The sequence below is a fragment of the Streptomyces sp. NPDC053560 genome (assembly GCF_044544605.1).
GTDB lineage: Bacteria > Actinomycetota > Actinomycetes > Streptomycetales > Streptomycetaceae > Streptomyces.
The window spans coordinates 185446-201486 of the sequence record NZ_JBITXI010000006.1 but is presented as its reverse complement, the minus strand read 5'-3'; the positions used below and the strand labels follow the sequence as shown (position 1 = coordinate 201486).

The following is a 16041-nucleotide window of genomic DNA, read 5'->3' as shown; positions in this document are numbered from 1 at the left end:
CACGACCCTCACACCTACCGGCCGGTATCGTCAGCCGCATGCAGTGCTCTTCCCCCGGCCCCCGCAAGGGGCGCACCCGCCCCACCGGCCGCACGGGACGCCCACGCAGCGCCGCGGCCGACGCCGCGATCCTGGACGCCACCCGCGCCGCGCTCGTCGAGCTGGGCTGGGGCAAGCTGACGATGGGTGACGTGGCGGCGCGCGCCGGGGTCGCCAAGACGACGCTGTACCGCCGCTGGGCGGGCAAGAACGAACTGGTCGTGGACGCCGTCGCGGTCCTCTTCGACGAGCTCGAACTGCCCGACCGGGGCTGTCTGAAGAACGACATCGAGGGCGTGGTGCTGCAGTTCGCCGCGCTGCTCGCCCGCCCCGAGACCAAGACGGCCCTGATGGCGGTGGTCGCCGAGTCCACCACGGACGACGCGCTGCGCAACCGCATCCGCTCGGCCGTCGTGGACCGCCAGAAGCGGCTGGTGGTGCAGGGCCGGGAGCGCGCCCAGCGGCGCGGCGAGCTGCCGAAGGACGCCGGCGGCCCCGAGGGCGCGGCGGCCGCGGCGCGCAGCGTGGACATGATCTTCGACGTGATCGCGGGCGCCGTGGTGCACCGCGCCCTGGTCAGCGGCGAACCGGTCGACGCGGCCTGGGCGGCCCGCTTCACCACCCTGCTGCTCGGCGGCCTGGGCGGCCTGGGCGGCCTGGAGAGCAAGGACTGACCGCGGGCCGCCCGCCCGCTCCGGTGCCGCGGATCGCGCGGCCCGGCACCGGAGCGGGTGTGCTCAGACCTGGTACCGGTCCGCCGCGAACAGATGCAGATGGCCGCCGACCCAGTCCGAGGTACGCCGCAGCCCGACCTTCAGCGGCACCCGCGGCTGCCAGCCGGACAGCTCCCTGGCCCGCGCGTTGTCCGACAGCAGCCGCTCCACCTCGCTGCCGGCGGGCCGCAGCCGCGCCCGGTCCACGACGACCTCCGCCGCCCGGCCCGAGGCCGCCATCAGCTCCTCCACGAGCTGCCCGATGGAGATCTCCTGTCCGGTGCCGAGGTTGACCACCTCGCCCACCGCCCGGTCGCACTCCGCCATCGCGAGGAACCCCTCGGCGGTGTCCGTGACATAGGTGAAGTCCCGGGTCGGCGTCAGCGAGCCCAGCTTGATCCGCCGGGCGCCGGAGTGCAGCTGCGCGAGGATCGTCGGGATCACCGCGCGCGCCGACTGCCGCGGCCCGTAGGTGTTGAACGGGCGCACCACGGTGACCGGCAGCTCGAAGGCGTGCCAGTGGGAGAGCGCCAGCATGTCGGCGCCGATCTTGGAGGCGGAGTACGGGGACTGCGGCTGGAGCGGGTGGTTCTCGGCGATGGGCACGGTGCGCGCGGTGCCGTACACCTCGCTGGTGGAGGTGTGCACCAGTCGCCGCACGCCGTGCAGCCGAGCGGCCTCGCACACGTTCTCCGTACCGACCACGTTGGTCTGCACGTAGGCGCCGGGCGAGTCGTAGCTGTACGGGATGCCGATCAGCGCGGCGAGGTGGAAGACCGTGTCGCAGCCGGCCACCGCGTCCCGCACCCGGCCCGCGTCCCGTACGTCCCCCGCCATCATCTCCACGGGGCCGCCCGGCCGCAGGTACCGGGCCAGGTGGCCCTTCTCCGCGTACGGCTTGTAGTGGACGAGCGCCCGGACCCGGGCGCCCCGCTCGGCGAGCAGGTCGACGAGCGTGGAGCCGATGAACCCCTCGGCTCCGGTGACGAGGACCCGGCGGCCCTCCCAGGGGTTGTGCTGCGTGGTCATGCGTACTCCTTCGAAGAGGCGGGATGCGTGGTGGGGACGGTGCGGCCGGCCAGCCGGAGGACCTTCGCGGCCAGCAGGCCGGCGGCGCGGGCGTGGTCGCCCGGGTCGGCGGCGGCGCCCATCGCCGCCAGCCGCGCCGGGTCGTCCAGCAGCGGGCCGACGACGGCGTCGAGCCGCTCGGCGGTGGTCTCGGCGTCGGGCAGCAGCAGCCCGGCCCCGGCGTCGGACAGCACCCGCGCGTTGTGCGTCTGGTGGTCGCCCGGGGCGTGCGGATACGGGACGAGGACGGCCGGCATGCCGATCGTGGCCAGCTCGGCGACGGTCGCCGAGCCGGCCCGGCACACCACCAGGTCGGCGGCGGCGTACGCGAGGTCCATCCGGTCCAGGTACGGGACCGCTTCGGCGACCGCGGCGCCGCCCTCGGCGGCCAGCCGCTCCCGCGCCGCGTCCAGCGCCGCGGGGCCGGTCTTGATCAGCAGCCGCAGGTCCGCGCGGTGGCGGTACCGCGCTGCCAGCCCGAGGGCCGCCTCGGTGAGCCGCGCTGCGCCGAGGCTGCCGCCGTTGACCAGCAGCAGCCGGGCCTCGTCCGGGACGCCCAGCGCCCGGCGGGCCGGGCCGCGCAGCGCCGCCCGGTCCAGTCCCGCCAGCGGACCGGACAGCGGCATGCCGACCGTCTCGGCCCGCTCCCCGCCCGGCAGCTGCGCCCGGCCGCGGTCGAAGGCGAGGGCGATGTGCGGGGTGAGCCGGGCCGCGAACCTGTTGGCCCGGCCCGGTACCGCGTTGGACTCGTGGATCAGGCTCGGCAGCCCCGCCAGCCGGGCACCGACGATCACCGGCGCGCTGGGGTAGCCGCCCATGCCGACCGCGACCTGCGCGCCCTGCGCCCGCAGGATCGCCCGGCACTGGGCACCGGACTTCAGCAGGTCGGCGGGGAGCAGGAAGCGCCGGGCGCCCAGCGCCGGATCGAAGGGGATCATGTCGACGGTGTGCAGCGGGTAGCCGGCCCGCGGGATCAGCCGCGTCTCCAGCCCGCGCTCCGTCCCGACGAACGAGATCACCGCGTCCGGCACGGCGCGGCGCAGCGCGTCGGCGAGGGCGAGCCCTGGGTAGATGTGGCCGCCGGTGCCGCCGGCCCCGATGACAACGGAGAGTGGTGTGCGCATGGCCGCCACGCTCGCCGCGCGCCCTAAGAACGTTCTAAGAGCGCCGTTTGGCAGCCTTGGCTCATGCCGCCGACCGCATCACCCCCGCCGCCCCCGCACGCAGCCCCGCCCGCGCCCCGCGTCCTGGTCGTCGACGACGACGCCGAGGTGCGCGCCGCCGTCGAGGACGGGCTGACCGTGGAGGGCTACCGGGTCCGCGGGGCCGCCGACGGGCTGGCCGCGCTCAGCGCCGTCGCGGAGTGGCAGCCGGACGCGCTCGTGCTGGACGTGATGATGCCCGTCCTGGACGGCCTCGCCGTCTGCCGGCGGCTGCGGGCGCTGGACGACCGTACGCCCATCCTGGTGCTGACCGCCCTGGACTCGGTCAGTGAGCGGGTGGACGGCCTGGACGCCGGCGCCGACGACTACCTGGTCAAGCCCTTCGCACTGGACGAACTGACCGCCCGGCTGCGGGCCCTGCTCCGCCGCGTCACCCCGGCGGACGCGGGCGCGTCCCCCGCCGTCGCCGACCTGATTCTCGACCCGGCCACCCGGACCGGGCGCCGGGCCGGTCGGCGGCTGGAGTTCAGCCGCACCGAGTGGGCCCTGCTCGACCTGCTCGCGCGCAACCCCGGGCAGGTCGTACCGCGCGAGGTGATCCTGGAGCGGGTCTGGGGCCGCGACTTCGGCCCGGACTCCAACTCCCTCGCGGTGTACGTCGGCTACCTGCGCCGCAAGCTGGAGGCGGGCGGCGAACCGCGGCTGCTGCACACGGTGCACGGCATCGGCTACCGCTTGGGCGCGGAGTGAGCGGGCGGCGCGGGCTCGGCGCGCCCTGGCGGCGCCGGCGACCGCTGCGGACCCGGCTGGCGCTGGCCGCCTCCGCGGCCGTCGCGCTGGTCGCGCTCGGCGTGTGCACCGCCGCCTTCGTCATCATCCGGTACGCCATGGGCCACCAACTGGAGCTGAACCTCACGCAGTCCGCGACCCTGGTCATGCAGCAGAACCGGGACGAAGGGCCCGGTGTCGTGGCCGCCGAGTGCCGCTACCTGTCGGCCCCGGCCTGCTCCCAGATCGTCCCCGCCGACGCCGCCGACGATCCGTCCGGGACGTACGCGCTGCCGGTCACCGACGCCACCCGCGAGGTCGCGGCCGGTCGGCGCGCCCCGTACTTCAGCGCCATCACCCTGCACGGCCACCCCGCCCGGATGCTCGTACAGCACTTCAGGGACGGCACGGCTGTACAGGTGGCGCTGCGCGCGGACACCGTGGAGAAGGGGGTGCGGCAGGCCGCCGGGATGCTCGCGGCGGTGGGCGGCGCGGGCGTGCTGCTGGCCGCCGCGCTCGGCTACTGGGTCTCCCGCACGGGCCTGGCGCCCGTCACCCGGCTGACCGCGGCGGCGGAACGCATCGCCGCCACCCGCGACGCCGCCCACCGCATCGAACTGCCCGCCGGGCCGCCCGGCCGCGAGGACGAGCTGACCCGGCTCGCGGCCAGCTTCAACACCATGCTCGGCGAGCTGGAGCAGTCGGTCGCCGCCCAGCGCCGGCTGGTCGCCGACGCCTCCCACGAGCTGCGCACACCGCTGACGGCGCTCCGGACGAACGCCGAACTCCTCGCCCGCGCCGACCGGCTGACCGACGCCCAGCGCGACCGCGCGTCGGCCGCCCTGGGCCGCCAGCTTCGCGAGGTGACCACGCTGGTCAACGACCTGATCGAGCTGGCACGCGACGAGGAGCCGCAGCCGCTGGTCGAACAGGTGCGCGCCGCGGCGCTGCTGGAGCACGCGGTGGCCGCGGCCCGCGGCCACTGGCCGGAGATCGCCTTCACCGTACGGACCGCGCCGGGCACGGCGGCGCTGACGGTGCCGGGCGTCCCCGCCCGGCTCGCCCGCCTGCTGTCGAACCTGCTCGACAACGCCGCCAAGTTCTCCCCGCCCGGCGGCCCGGTCGAGGCGGAGCTGACCGCCCCGCCGGGCGCGCTGGAGATCACCGTCCGGGACCACGGCCCCGGCATCGCCGACGAGGACCTGCCGCACGTCTTCGACCGCTTCTACCGCGCGCAGGCCGCGCGCACCCTGCCCGGCTCCGGGCTGGGCCTGGCGATGGCCCGGCAGATCGCCCGCGCGCACCACGCCACGCTCGCCGCGGAACGGGCCCCGGGCGGCGGGGCGCTGTTCCGGCTGCGGTTCCCGCGCGACCGGACGGGGCTCCCGCCGGCCGGGGCGGAGTGACGGCCGGTCAGCCGGACTTCCGCCAGGCGCAGCTGCCCAGCGTGGCCCGCCCGCCGGCCACCAGCTTCTCCGCCGTACGGGCCGGCAGCATGCCGCTGTGCCCGTCTCGGCAGACGACCGTGCGGTCGGTGAACCCGGCGAGGTCGACCAGGATCTGGTCCCAGTGCCGGTACTGCACATCGTGCCCGGAGTCGGCGTACGAGCGCACCAGCGGCTTGCCCGGCAGCTGTTGCCGCCACGTCTTGATCGTGCTGGGCGGCACGGTGGTGTCCTTCTTGCCGCTGTAGAGGACGACCGGCGCCGTCAGCTTCGACAGGTCCGGCCCCGGCCGCCGGCAGTACAGCTTCTGCTCGTGCACCTGCGGGGCCGGGTCCGCCTTCTGGCCGCGCTGGTTGTAGGTCCGCGCGCCCTCCTCGTACGCGGTGTCGGCGAAGCCCGGGATCTTCTTCGTCGGGCTGTCGTCGGGGAACGCCCACCACTTGCGGGGGTCGGCGATCGTCGGGGCCAGCTGCTTGCCCAGCTCCGCGTCGGAGAGGCCGCAGTAGTCGGGCTGCTTGCCGTAGGGGGGCAGCGCGGCGGCCAGGTGCAGCGCGTCGATGCGCTGCGGAGCGCGGCTCGCGAGCTCGGCGGCGTACGGCCCGCCGCCGGAGATCGCGACCACGGCGGTCTTCTTGACGCCGATCCGGTCCAGGACCTCCAGCGCGTCCTTCGCGAAGTCGGCCTTGCCCAGGTCCTTGTCGTACGCGGTGTCCCCGAAGCCGTTGCGCTCGACCGAGATCAGCCGCAGGTTCAGCGACTCGCGCGTGGAGCGGAAGAAGTCGGTCATGTGCGCCGCCCGCGCGCTGGTGCCCGTACCGCCGATGAACAGCACCGGCCGGCCGTCCCGCGGCCCTTCGTCGATGTAGTGCGCGGTGCGGCCGGTGGACAGCTTCGTGGCCCGCACCTCCGGGCCGAGGGAGTCGAAGTCGTCCTGGATGCGGGCCTCGTGCGCCCGTGCCGCGTGCGGCTCCGGTGCGGGATCGGCGCCGGCGGGGGCGCCGACGACCGCGGAACCGGCCAGCAGGAGGGTGGCGAGGGCTGCGGTGCCGGCAGCGGCGAGAGCGGGTCTCTTCACGTACGTCTCCGGGGGGAGGTAGATGGATGCAGACCGCACCCACCTACCCGGACCGCCCGGAAGAACGCCACGGATTCCGTCGTCTGCGCGCCGGCCGTGCCTCCCGTCCCTGCTGTACCTGCCGTACCTGCTCAGAATCCGGCCGGCTCCGTGTAGACGCCCCATTCGTCCCGCAGCGCGTCGCAGATCTCGCCGAGCGTGGCCTCCGCCCGGACCGCGTCCAGCATCGGCTCGATCATGTTTCCGCCGTCGCGGGCCGCGGCCAGCATGGCGTCCAGCGCCGTGCGCACCGCCGCGTCGTCCCGGGCCGCCTTGCGGTCGGCGAGGACGCGCACCTGCTCGCGCTCCACCTCGTGGCTGACCCGCAGGATCTCCAGGTCGCCGGTGACCGAGCCATGGGCGCAGTTGACGCCGACGACCTTCTTGTCGCCCTTCTCCAGCGCCTGCTGGTACTGGAAGGCGGACTCGGCGATCTCGCCGGTGAACCAGCCGTCCTCGATGCCGCGCAGGATGCCGGAGGTGATGGGGCCGATCGGGTGCCGGCCGTCGGGCACCGCGCGGGCGCCACGCTGCTTGATCTGCTCGAAGATCTTCTCGGCGTCCGCCTCGATCCGGTCCGTCAGCTGCTCGACGTACCAGGAACCGCCCAGCGGGTCGGCGACGTTGGCGACACCGGTCTCCTCCATCAGCACCTGCTGCGTGCGCAGCGCGATCTCCGCGGCCTGCTCGCTGGGCAGGGCGAGGGTCTCGTCCAGCGCGTTGGTGTGCAGCGAGTTGGTGCCGCCGAGGACGGCGGCGAGGGCCTCCACCGCGGTGCGTACGACGTTGTTGTACGGCTGCTGCGCGGTCAGCGAGACGCCGGCGGTCTGCGTGTGGAACCGCAGCCACTGCGCCTTCTCGCTGGTCGCGCCGTACACGTCACGCATCCAGCGGGCCCAGATCCGACGCGCGGCGCGGAACTTGGCGATCTCCTCGAAGAAGTCCACGTGCGCGTCGAAGAAGAAGGACAGGCCGGGCGCGAAGGTGTTCACGTCCAAGCCGCGGGAGAGGCCCAGCTCGACGTAGCCGAAGCCGTCGGCGAGGGTGTACGCCAACTCCTGCGCGGCCGTCGAACCCGCCTCGCGGATGTGGTAGCCGGACACCGAGAGCGGCTTGTAGGCAGGGATGGAGCGGGCGCAGTGCTCCATCAGGTCGCCGATCAGCCGCAGGTGCGGCTCGGGCTGGAACAGCCACTCCTTCTGGGCGATGTACTCCTTGAAGATGTCCGTCTGGAGCGTGCCGTTCAGGACACCGGGGTCGACGCCCTGCCGCTCGGCGGCGACCAGGTACATGCAGAAGACCGGGACGGCCGGGCCGCTGATCGTCATCGAGGTCGTGACATCGCCGAGCGGGATGTCCTTGAAGAGGACCTCCATGTCGGCGGCGGAGTCGATGGCGACGCCGCAGTGGCCGACCTCGCCGAGCGACCTGGGGTCGTCGGAGTCGCGGCCCATGAGGGTCGGCATGTCGAAGGCGACGGACAGGCCGCCGCCGCCCGCCTTGAGGATCATCTTGTACCGCTCGTTCGTCTGCTCGGCGTTGCCGAAGCCCGCGAACTGGCGGATGGTCCACGTCCGGCCGCGGTAGCCGGTCGGGTACAGGCCGCGCGTGAAGGGGTATTCGCCGGGCCAGCCGATCCGGTCGAAGCCCTCGTAGGCGTCGCCGGGACGGGGGCCGTACACCGGATCGACGGGGTCGCCCGAGAGCGTGCTGAAGTCCGCGTCGCGCTTGCGTGCGGAGTCGTACCGGGCCTGCCAGCGGCGGCGGCCCTCTTCGATCGCGTCAGCGTCCATGCTTCCAAATTTACTTGGACGTCCTACTAATTGTCGATGGCGAACGGCCGCCGAACGCCCCGCCGGGGCCCGGAATCAGCCGCGCAGAGCCGCCAGGTGTGCTTCCCTGACATCCGCCGTCTGGCCCTGGACCAGCAGAAACATGCCCTCACGGGCGAGCCGCTGGGCCGGTCGGTCCAGGCCGACCGCCCGGCCACCGCCCGCCACCACAGCGGCCGTGGTCGCCGCCCGCATTACGTCGTACGCGCGCGTCTTCGCGGCCAGCCGGTCCGCGATCCGCCCGTCCGCCGGCACCTCGTCCAGCAGCGCGTACGCGTCCTCGCGCACGGCCACCAGCCGCTCGCGCAGCACGCCGGCGGTCCGTACGGCGGCCTCGTCGCCCGAGGTGTCCAGAAGATCCAGCGCGGCCCGGGTGACGCCCAGCACCGCCGGATTGACGTTGGTGTTCTTCGGCCGGTCGGCCGCCGCCCAGTCCTCGTACGGCTGCCGCAGCGCCACCGCGCCGTCCGGCAGCACCAGACCGTCCAGCTCCAGGCCGACGGTACGGGTACCGGAGAGCGCGGCCAGCTCCAGCGGCCCGGTCGCCCGCAGGCCGGGCTGCTCGCGGGCCTCGGTGACGGCGAAGACCACCTCGCCGTCCTCGGTCGCGCCGCCGAGCATCAGGACGTCGTTCAGGCCCCAGCCGGTGTACCAGGGCACCCGGCCGTCGAAGCGCCACCCCGAGTGCTCCCGGGTGACGCGCACCGGCAGCCGCGGGAAGGCACGCAGGTGCGAGAAGGCGATGCCGGACAGCAGCGTGCCGTCGCACAGCGGGTGCAGCAGCTGCTCGCGGACGGGCGTGCCCTCGGGCGCGGCGGCGAGGGTGCCGACCGGCGTGTGGTGCTGGGCCTGGACGAAGAAGGTGGCGCAGCAGGCCCCGGCGAGGATCTCGGCGATCTCCCGGACGACGGGGGCCGGTGCGGCAGCGCCGCCGTACGCGGCCGGGCCGGCGGCGCCGAGCACGCCGGAGGCCTTGACCGCGGCGATCGTGGCGGGACCGACACCCTCGCGGTCGGCGCGCTCGGCGGCGGGCGCGAGGGTGTCCTCGGCGAGCCGCCGGGCGGCGGCGACCAGCGGGTGGCCGTCGTACGGCTCGCTCATGCGGGGCCCGTCAGACCTTGGCGGTCTGCGGGGCCGCGGTGCCGGAGACCAACGGCTCCAGCTCGCGCGAGACCTTGCGCTCGACGAAGAAGGCGGCGGTGGGGATCGTGCCGGCGATCAGCACCCACAGCAGCTTGCCGACCGGCATCTTGGCCTTGGAGCCCAGGTCGAAGGCGAAAACGAGGTACACGACGTACAGCCAGCCGTGGGCGATGCCCACGACGCTGGTGAAGCCGTCCGCACCGTCGATGTGCAGCAGGTACTTGGCGATCACGCCGAGAGTCAGGAGGACCAGCAGCACGCCCGTCACGTACGCCATCGTCCGGTAGCGGGTCAGCACGCTCTTCTTCATGGCATCGAGCGTAACGGCACGGGCGGGGGCGATCTTCGCCGCCCCCGCCCGTGGCGCACGGCTTATCGGCCCCTTATTGACAGGAGTTTTATTCGTCCTTGAAATCCGCCGCCGCCACCCGGAGCGGGCGCAGCAGGGCGAAGATCTCCTGGCACTCCTCGGCGTCGTACGCGCCGAGCCCGAAGTCCATGGCCATCAGGTCGCGGGTGGCCGCGTCGCACACCTCGCGGCCCTTGTCCGTGATGGAGGCGAGCGTGCCGCGCCCGTCGTTCGGGTTCGGGCGCTTGGCCACCAGGCCCGACTTCACCAGCCGGTCGACGGTGTTGGTGACCGAGGTGGGGTGCACCATCAGACGTTCGCCGATCTTGGACATCGGCAACTCGCCGGCCTGCGAGAAGGTCAGCAGCACCAGCGCTTCGTAGCGCGCGAAGGTGAGGCCGTACGGCTTGACCACGGCGTCCACCTCGCCGAGCAGGATCTGCTGGGCCCGCATGATCGAGGTGATCGCCGCCATCGCCGGGACGGCACCCCACCGGCGCTGCCACAGCTCATCGGCGCGGGCGATGGGATCGAAGGGGAGACTGAGCGGCTTCGGCACATCTCCGACCCTACCGGTCGCCCACATGGTGGTCAGCCCCGTCTCAGGAGACGGGCGGGGACGGGGCCGGCACCCCGTCCGTTCCGGTCAGCCCCGGCCCTCCGCGAGGTGCCGCTCGACCGTCTCGACCTTCGAGGTGAGCCCGTCGGCGACACCCGGCCGGATGTCGGCCTTGAGGACCAGCGAGACCCGGCCCGCGCGCTCCTCGACGGCCGCGACGGCGCGCTTGACGACGTCCATGACCTCGTCCCACTCGCCCTCGATCGAGGTGAACATGGCGTCCGTGCGGTTCGGCAGCCCGGACTCGCGGACCACCCGTACCGCGTCGGCGACGTACTCCCCGACGTCCTCGCCGACCCCGAGCGGGCTGACCGAAAACGCGACGATCATGCGCTGGCCCTTCCTACGACGCCTTCCTTCTCCTTGCGGGCACGCGCGGCGATCACGGTGGCCTCGGCCTCGCGCTTCAGCCGGCGCTCGGCGAAGAAGCCGCCGGTGGGCAGGACGGAGAGGACGAAGTAGAGCGCGGCGGTGCCGAAGGACCACTTCGTACGGTTCCAGGCGTCCAGCCAGAAGATCACGTACAGGATGAACAGCACGCCGTGGACGGCGCCCATCACCGGCACCGCGTTGAACTCCGTGGTCCGCTTCAGGACCGAGCAGATCAGCAGCAGCAGGAAGGAGACGGCCTCCGGTGCGGAGACCAGGCGGAGCCGGCGCAGGGCGGATGCGGTCTTGATGTCCACGGGAACCTCGTTCGGGTGGGAGGGGTGCAGCCTTTAGCTTGTGCTTACATTCACAAGCACCGCTCCATTGTGACAGCAGCGCGGCGGTCCCCCGTCGCCGGGCCCGTTCCCGGCCGGTCCCCGCGGGGCCCTCTGCCCGTGGGCGCCGCGGCGGACTACGGTCTGGTGCCGTGGCTCAGTTTCGGCTCCAGGGGAGCAAAGTGCTCGCCGTCGACATGACCGGCGATGCCGTGAAGGCGAAGAACGGCGCGATGGTCGCCTACGACGGCCGGATGGCGTTCAAGAAGATGAGCGGCGGGGGCGAGGGCCTGCGCGGCATGGTGACCCGGCGGCTGACCGGGGAGCAGATGGAAGTCATGGAGGTGAAGGGCGAGGGCACCTGCTATTTCGCGGACCGCGCGAGCGAGATCAACCTCGTGAACCTGCACGGCGAGAAGCTGTACGTGGAGGCCAGCAACCTGCTCTGCACGGACGCGGCACTGCGCACGGGGACCACGTTCACCGGGCTGCGCGGCGCCTCGCAGGGCAACGGGCTGTTCACCACGACCGTGGAGGGCACGGGCCAGGCCGCGCTCACCTCCGACGGCCCGGCGGTGGTGCTGCGGGTGACGCGGGACGCCCCGCTCCAGGTCGACCCGGGCGCGTATGTCGCCCATACCGGTGATCTGCGGCAGCACTTCCAGTCCGGTGTGAACTTCCGCACGTTCATAGGAGAGGGCTCGGGCGAGGCCTTCCAGATCCGCTTCGAGGGCGAGGGCCTGGTGTACGTGCAGCCCAGCGAGCGCAACACGATCGGCGGTGAGGTCTGATGCCGTTCACGGTGCTCAACTCGCGCATGGTCCGGGCGGAGATCGGGCCGGGGCAACGGCTGTTCAGCCAGCGCGGCGCGATGCTCGCGTACCAGGGCGAGGTGACCTTCACCCCGAACGTGCAGGGCGGCCAGGGCGGTCTGGGGTCGATGATCGGCCGCCGGATCGCGAACGAGGCCACCCCCCTGATGACCGTGGAAGTCCCCCAAGGTCTTCATGACCAGGGAGGGGCCCCCACCGCCTCCGTGATGTTCGGGCACGGCGGCCACCACGTCCACGTCGTGGATCTCACCGGCGACACCCTCTACGTGGAGGCCGACCGGCTGCTGGCGTTCGACGGGACGCTGCGCCAGGGCACGATGTTCATGGGCGCGCAGGGCGGCGTGATGGGCATGGTGCGCGGCCAGGTGACCGGCCAGGGCCTGTTCACCACCACGCTCGAAGGGCACGGCTCGGTGGCGGTGATGGCGCACGGCGGGGTGATCGAACTGCCGATCCGCCAGGATCGCCCGGTGCACGTGGACCCGCAGGCGTACGTGGCGCACCGCGGCAATGTCCGCAACAAGCTGTCGACGGCGCTGGGGTGGCGGGAAATGGTCGGCCGCGGCTCGGGCGAGGCGTTCCAACTGGAGCTGTCGGGCCAGGGCACCGTCTATGTACAGGCGTCGGAGGAGAAGCTGTGAGCGGTCCCGTCATTCACGATGTGCATTCGCTGCCGGTGGACGACAACGTCAATCCGTACGCCTTCAGCGTGGACCTGAACGGCCAGTGGTTCCTGCAGAAGGGAAAGATGGTCGCCTATTACGGGCAGATCGAATTCCAGGGAATCGGACACGGCGCGCTGGACCGGCTGATCGCCGGCAGTTTCCATTCCCCGTTGCACGCGGCGGACTGGGTGGTCGCGCAGGGCCGCGGGAAAATGGTGCTGGCGGACCGGGCTTTCGATGTGAATTCCTACGACCTGGAGGACGGCAATCTCACCATCCGGTCCGGGAATCTGCTCGCTTTTCAGCCGTCCCTGTCGCTGAAGCAGTCGATCGTGCCGGGCTTTTCGACGCTCATCGGCACCGGGAAGTTCGTCGCCGCGTCCAACGGTCCGGTGGTCTTCGCGGAGCCGCCGATCCGGGTCGATCCGCAGGCGCTGGTGGGCTGGGCGGACTGCCCCTCGCCGTGCCATCACTACGATCACCAGTACCTGCGCGGCTTCCTCGGCGGGCTGCGGGCACACACCGGGATCGGCGGAGTCTCCGGCGAGGAGCACCAGTTCGAGTTCGTCGGGGCCGGCACCGTCCTGCTGCAGTCGACCGAGCAGCTGATGCCGGAGGTACCGACGGGGACAGTGGCGGCGGAACCCGGCGTACCGGGCGGGTCCGCTGGTCACAGCGGTGGCTCACAAATGCCGCAGCTGCCGGGTTCCCTCGGGGGGCTCCAGCGCCGCTTCGGGCTGTGAGCGGTAGTCTGCGGAGGGTGACCTCGAACGTCTGAGCCCTCCCGGCGGTCTGACCCCCGGCGGGAGGGAGCGGTGAGGGCACCATCACGGGGCATGACTAATTTACTATTCAACTTTTACGGGTAGAATTCATTCATGACGACCGACAGCGACACTCCCTGGCTGACCGACCAGGAACAGCGCGCCTGGCGCACCCACCTCGACGTCAGCAGGCTGCTGACGCACCAGTTGGAGCGGGACCTCCAGCCGTTCGGGCTGACCTACAACGACTACGAGATCCTGGTGAATCTCTCGGAGGCCGAGGAGCGCAGGATGCGCATGAGTGACCTCGCGGCCTCCACACTGCAGTCCAAGAGCCGGCTCTCGCACCAGATCACCCGGATGGAGAACGCCGGGCTGGTACGCCGCGAGAGCTGCGAGTCCGACCGGCGCGGGCTGTACGCGGTGCTCACCGACGACGGCTGGGAGACCATGCGGCGGGTCGCCCCGCACCATGTGGCCTCCGTGCGCAAGCACTTCATCGACCTCTTCTCGGCGGACGACCTGGCCGCGCTGCGCGCCTCGCTGACGCCGGTCGCCGATCACCTGCGGGGGCACCGCGGCAAGTACTGACCGGCCGGGCGCCGTGCGGGACGCGGGTGGGGGAACACCGTCGCACCCGCGCGGCGCCGCGTACGGCCTCAGTCCCGGCCGTCGGCGGCCAGCGGCAGCCGCAGTTCGAACGCCGCGCCCTCGCGCACCTCCAGCGCGCCGCCGTGCCGTTCGGCGATGTCCCGGGCGATGGCGAGGCCCAGTCCCGCGCCGCCCTCGTCACGGCTGCGCGCGTCGTCCAGCCGCACGAAGCGCTCGAAGATCCGCTCCCGGTCGGCCGCCGCCACCCCGGGCCCGTCGTCGTCCACCCGCAGCACGGCCCAGCCGCCGTTCCGGCGGACGTCCACCGAGACCTGCGTACGGGCATGCCGCTGCGCGTTGTCGACGAGGTTGCCCAGGATCCGGCTCAGCTGGCTCCGCGAGCCCGACACCGCCACGCTCGGCAGTTCGCCGGCGCGCACCGGCACCCGGTCGGCGACCCGTTGCGACAGCTCCTCCCGGGCCAGCGCCCCCAGGTCCACCTGGGTGTCCTTGGGCCGCTCCCCCGCGTCCAGCCGGGCCAGCAGCAGCAGGTCGGCGGCGAGGTGCTGGAGCCGTACGGTGTCCTCCACCGCGCCCGGCAGGTCCAGCAGTTCCGGGTGGGCCTCGGCCACCTCCAGCTGGGTACGGAGGCTGGCGATGGGGCTGCGCAGCTCGTGCGAGGCGTCCGCGATGAAGCGGCGCTGGCGCTCGACGGACGACTCCAGCGCGGCCAGCGTCTCGTTGGTGGTCCGGGCCAGCCGGGCGATCTCGTCCCGTGTGGCGGGCTCCGGCACCCGCCGGGACAGGTCCGTACTGGCGGTGATAGCGGCCATCTCCGCGCGGATGCCCTCGACGGGGCGGAGCGCCCGGCGGGTGACCAGCCAAGTGACGCCCCCGACGACCAGGAGCAGCAGCGGCAGGCCGACCAGCATGGCGTTCCGCACCGAGTTGATGGTCTTCTCCTCGGCACCGAGCGGGGTGCCGGCCATGACGGTCACGGTGCGGTCACGGGTGTCGGTGGCGTCGACCTCGGCCCAGCGGTAGTCGGCGCGCTTGCCGTCGACGACGGCCGTGCCGTCGGAGCTGTCGACGTCGTCGTCCACCTCGCCGGGACGGGGGGCGTCGCCGTCGTCATCGTCGCCGCCGTGGCGGCCGGAGCCGGGCGGTGTGCCCCGGGCGACCTTGTAGCCGTCGACCTCCTGGAGGTCCTCGCCGGCCGCCAGTACGCGGCCCCGCTCGTCGTCGACCAGGACGGGGTGCTCGTCGGCGTCGGGGAGGTCCAGGTCCTTGTAGGCGGTGCCGGTGGCGATCGCGGAGGCGACCTCGCGCGCGGTGACCTCGGCGTGCAGATCGGCCTGGGAGACCAGGTTCCCGCGCAGCACGATGAGGACCGCTATGCCGACCGCGACGAGGGCGAGGGCCACCACGGCCGTGGCGCCCGCGGTCGCTCTGGCCCGTACCGAGCCCAGCGCCCTAAACACCGGGCACCATCCGGTACCCCGCGCCGCGCACGGTCTGGATCGAGGCCGCGCCGAGCTTGCGGCGCAGCGCGCTGACGTACACCTCGACGATGTTCGGGTCGCCCTCGTAGGCGAAGTCCCAGACGTGCTCCAGGATCTCGGTCTTGGAGACCACCTCGCCGGCGCGCAGCGCGAGTTGTTCCAGGACGGCGAACTCCTTGGTGGTCAGCGGCACGTCCGCGTCCCCGCGCCGTACCGTGCGGGCGCTCTGGTCGATGGTGAGGACGCCGACGGTCAGCACGGGCAGCGCGGTGCGGCCGCGGCGGCGCAGCAGCGCCTTCACGCGGGCGACCAGCACGACGTAGCTGAAGGGCTTGGTGAGGTAGTCGTCGGCGCCGGTGTCCAGGCCCTCGGCCTCGTCGTACTCGCCGTCCTTGGCGGTGAGCATGAGGATGGGCACGTCATTGCCCGCGGCGCGCAGGGCGCCGCAGACCCGGTAGCCGTTCATGCCGGGCAGCATGATGTCCAGGACGAGCAGGTCGTAGGCGCCCTCGCCCGCCATGTGCAGGCCCTCCAGGCCGTCGTGCACGACGTCCACGGCGTATCCCTCGGCGGTCAGGCCGGCGGCGAGGGAACGGGCCAGCCGCTTCTCGTCCTCCACGATCAACAGGCGCATGCGACAAGGGTGCCACCGGCTTGCTGAAGACCGCTTCAGGCTGGGTTCCTGAAGACCGCTTCAGGCTCCTTCAGGGTGGCTTCAGGAACGGGTCG

The 16041-nt window shown here is 72.8% G+C and carries 18 protein-coding genes; 7 read left to right on the top strand and 11 right to left on the bottom strand.

All coding sequences use genetic code 11. From position 1 onward, the window contains the following. Positions 1–38: 38 nt before the first annotated feature. A complete protein-coding gene (locus tag ACIGQF_RS16375) occupies positions 39–713 on the top strand; it encodes a TetR/AcrR family transcriptional regulator (protein WP_399710478.1) in 675 nt (224 codons plus the stop codon). A gap of 63 nt (positions 714–776) precedes the next feature. Here the strand turns inward: ACIGQF_RS16375 and ACIGQF_RS16370 are convergent, their stop codons facing one another. Continuing rightward, positions 777–1781 carry a GDP-mannose 4,6-dehydratase gene (locus ACIGQF_RS16370; protein WP_399710476.1) on the bottom strand — a complete coding sequence of 335 codons (1005 nt, stop codon included), beginning with the start codon at positions 1779–1781 and terminating at the stop codon, positions 777–779. Beyond that, positions 1778–2944, bottom strand: a complete 1167-nt coding sequence (locus ACIGQF_RS16365) for a UDP-N-acetylglucosamine--N-acetylmuramyl-(pentapeptide) pyrophosphoryl-undecaprenol N-acetylglucosamine transferase (RefSeq protein WP_399710474.1) — start codon at positions 2942–2944, stop codon at positions 1778–1780. Before ACIGQF_RS16365 ends, ACIGQF_RS16370 begins: the two co-directional genes overlap by 4 nt. A 63-nt stretch (positions 2945–3007) precedes the next feature. On the opposite strand from ACIGQF_RS16365, the gene ACIGQF_RS16360 reads away from it, so the two are divergent. Together ACIGQF_RS16360 and ACIGQF_RS16355 are read left to right on the top strand one after the other, a co-directional pair. Continuing rightward, positions 3008–3733 carry a response regulator transcription factor gene (locus tag ACIGQF_RS16360; protein WP_399710472.1) on the top strand — a complete coding sequence of 242 codons (726 nt, stop codon included), beginning with the start codon at positions 3008–3010 and terminating at the stop codon, positions 3731–3733. Then, positions 3730–5157, top strand: coding sequence for a sensor histidine kinase (locus tag ACIGQF_RS16355; protein WP_399710470.1), 1428 nt, complete (start codon positions 3730–3732; stop codon positions 5155–5157). The genes ACIGQF_RS16360 and ACIGQF_RS16355 overlap by 4 nt, the downstream gene beginning before the upstream one ends. A gap of 7 nt (positions 5158–5164) precedes the next feature. Here the strand turns inward: ACIGQF_RS16355 and ACIGQF_RS16350 are convergent, their stop codons facing one another. The 7 genes from ACIGQF_RS16350 to ACIGQF_RS16320 form a co-directional block, all read right to left on the bottom strand. Beyond that, on the bottom strand, positions 5165–6271 hold the full coding sequence (locus tag ACIGQF_RS16350) for an alpha/beta fold hydrolase (protein WP_399710468.1): 1107 nt from the start codon (positions 6269–6271) through the stop codon (positions 5165–5167). Between the two features lie 131 nt (positions 6272–6402). Continuing rightward, entirely contained in the window at positions 6403–8103 is a 1701-nt protein-coding gene (locus ACIGQF_RS16345) for a methylmalonyl-CoA mutase (RefSeq protein ID WP_399710466.1), read from the bottom strand. Between the two features lie 75 nt (positions 8104–8178). Next, positions 8179–9243, bottom strand: coding sequence for an acyl-CoA dehydrogenase family protein (locus ACIGQF_RS16340; protein WP_399710464.1), 1065 nt, complete (start codon positions 9241–9243; stop codon positions 8179–8181). A gap of 10 nt (positions 9244–9253) precedes the next feature. Continuing rightward, positions 9254–9595: a DUF3817 domain-containing protein gene (locus ACIGQF_RS16335; RefSeq protein ID WP_399710462.1), complete on the bottom strand. Its 342-nt coding sequence runs from the start codon at positions 9593–9595 to the stop codon at positions 9254–9256. An 88-nt stretch (positions 9596–9683) separates the two neighbouring features. Next, positions 9684–10193, bottom strand: a complete 510-nt coding sequence (locus tag ACIGQF_RS16330) for a MarR family transcriptional regulator (protein ID WP_030621285.1) — start codon at positions 10191–10193, stop codon at positions 9684–9686. 87 nt (positions 10194–10280) lie between these two features. After that, positions 10281–10583 carry an MTH1187 family thiamine-binding protein gene (locus ACIGQF_RS16325; RefSeq protein ID WP_399710460.1) on the bottom strand — a complete coding sequence of 101 codons (303 nt, stop codon included), beginning with the start codon at positions 10581–10583 and terminating at the stop codon, positions 10281–10283. Beyond that, positions 10580–10939 carry a DUF3817 domain-containing protein gene (locus ACIGQF_RS16320; protein ID WP_399710458.1) on the bottom strand — a complete coding sequence of 120 codons (360 nt, stop codon included), beginning with the start codon at positions 10937–10939 and terminating at the stop codon, positions 10580–10582. Before ACIGQF_RS16320 ends, ACIGQF_RS16325 begins: the two co-directional genes overlap by 4 nt. A gap of 170 nt (positions 10940–11109) precedes the next feature. Here ACIGQF_RS16320 and ACIGQF_RS16315 point away from each other — a divergent pair, with 170 nt between their 5' ends. The 4 genes from ACIGQF_RS16315 to ACIGQF_RS16300 all read left to right on the top strand — a co-directional run bounded on the left by ACIGQF_RS16315 (position 11110) and on the right by ACIGQF_RS16300 (position 13810). Continuing rightward, positions 11110–11748 (top strand): AIM24 family protein, encoded by a 639-nt coding sequence (locus ACIGQF_RS16315; RefSeq protein WP_399710456.1) that lies wholly within the window; start codon positions 11110–11112, stop codon positions 11746–11748. Then, complete coding sequence (locus tag ACIGQF_RS16310; protein ID WP_399710454.1) at positions 11748–12431, top strand: AIM24 family protein; 684 nt, start codon at positions 11748–11750, stop codon at positions 12429–12431. The genes ACIGQF_RS16315 and ACIGQF_RS16310 overlap by 1 nt, the downstream gene beginning before the upstream one ends. Continuing rightward, the gene (locus ACIGQF_RS16305) at positions 12428–13198 is read left to right on the top strand and encodes an AIM24 family protein (RefSeq protein WP_399710452.1); all 771 of its coding nucleotides are present in this window, start codon (positions 12428–12430) and stop codon (positions 13196–13198) included. Before ACIGQF_RS16310 ends, ACIGQF_RS16305 begins: the two co-directional genes overlap by 4 nt. Before the next feature lie 135 nt (positions 13199–13333). Next, entirely contained in the window at positions 13334–13810 is a 477-nt protein-coding gene (locus ACIGQF_RS16300; RefSeq protein WP_363258000.1) for a MarR family transcriptional regulator, read from the top strand. Between the two features lie 68 nt (positions 13811–13878). On the opposite strand, the gene ACIGQF_RS16295 is transcribed toward ACIGQF_RS16300, so the two are convergent. Beyond that, a complete protein-coding gene (locus ACIGQF_RS16295) occupies positions 13879–15279 on the bottom strand; it encodes an ATP-binding protein (protein ID WP_399710967.1) in 1401 nt (466 codons plus the stop codon). 4 nt (positions 15280–15283) lie between these two features. Then, entirely contained in the window at positions 15284–15946 is a 663-nt protein-coding gene (locus ACIGQF_RS16290; protein WP_399710449.1) for a response regulator transcription factor, read from the bottom strand. Positions 15947–16041: the final 95 nt, after the last annotated feature.

Excerpts from the sequence above, each read along its gene's own strand:
- ACIGQF_RS16375 (WP_399710478.1), top strand. The coding sequence starts at position 39 with ATGCAGTGCTCTTCCCCCGGCCCCCGCAAGGGGCGCACCCGCCCCACC.
- ACIGQF_RS16370 (WP_399710476.1), bottom strand. The coding sequence starts at position 1,781 with ATGACCACGCAGCACAACCCCTGGGAGGGCCGCCGGGTCCTCGTCACC.
- ACIGQF_RS16365 (WP_399710474.1), bottom strand. The coding sequence starts at position 2,944 with ATGCGCACACCACTCTCCGTTGTCATCGGGGCCGGCGGCACCGGCGGC.
- ACIGQF_RS16360 (WP_399710472.1), top strand. The coding sequence starts at position 3,008 with ATGCCGCCGACCGCATCACCCCCGCCGCCCCCGCACGCAGCCCCGCCC.
- ACIGQF_RS16345 (WP_399710466.1), bottom strand. The coding sequence starts at position 8,103 with ATGGACGCTGACGCGATCGAAGAGGGCCGCCGCCGCTGGCAGGCCCGG.
- ACIGQF_RS16340 (WP_399710464.1), bottom strand. The coding sequence starts at position 9,243 with ATGAGCGAGCCGTACGACGGCCACCCGCTGGTCGCCGCCGCCCGGCGG.
- ACIGQF_RS16335 (WP_399710462.1), bottom strand. The coding sequence starts at position 9,595 with ATGAAGAAGAGCGTGCTGACCCGCTACCGGACGATGGCGTACGTGACG.
- ACIGQF_RS16325 (WP_399710460.1), bottom strand. The coding sequence starts at position 10,583 with ATGATCGTCGCGTTTTCGGTCAGCCCGCTCGGGGTCGGCGAGGACGTC.
- ACIGQF_RS16310 (WP_399710454.1), top strand. The coding sequence starts at position 11,748 with ATGCCGTTCACGGTGCTCAACTCGCGCATGGTCCGGGCGGAGATCGGG.
- ACIGQF_RS16300 (WP_363258000.1), top strand. The coding sequence starts at position 13,334 with ATGACGACCGACAGCGACACTCCCTGGCTGACCGACCAGGAACAGCGC.
- ACIGQF_RS16290 (WP_399710449.1), bottom strand. The coding sequence starts at position 15,946 with ATGCGCCTGTTGATCGTGGAGGACGAGAAGCGGCTGGCCCGTTCCCTC.